This window comes from Pseudomonas yangonensis, assembly GCF_009932725.1.
Lineage (GTDB): Bacteria > Pseudomonadota > Gammaproteobacteria > Pseudomonadales > Pseudomonadaceae > Aquipseudomonas > Aquipseudomonas yangonensis.
The window spans coordinates 1-221 of sequence record NZ_BLJU01000272.1 but is presented as its reverse complement, the minus strand read 5'-3'; the positions used below and the strand labels follow the sequence as shown (position 1 = coordinate 221).

General features: G+C 59.3%; 1 pseudogene. It reads right to left on the bottom strand.

Annotation, left to right across the window (positions count from 1 at the left end):
• Positions 1–221: pseudogene (locus tag GYB81_RS24300) on the bottom strand (phosphonate ABC transporter ATP-binding protein); the annotation flags it as partial.

Sequence of the window (221 nt, the reverse complement as noted above, 5' to 3'; positions counted from 1 at the left end):
CTTCTTCTTTCCCCCTTCCCTTTTGTCCACCCGGCTTAGCGCCTTGTCTGCCAGACCGACCCGAGCGAGGCAACTGAGCGCAATCTCCTGATCGGCACGCGGCAGAGGAAACAGCGAGCGGAGCGTGTTGTGAAAGGCCAGCCGACCGGTAAGCACATTAGCCAGTGCGCTTTGACGTTCGATTAGCTGGTGGTGCTGAAAGATCATGGCGGTACGCCGAC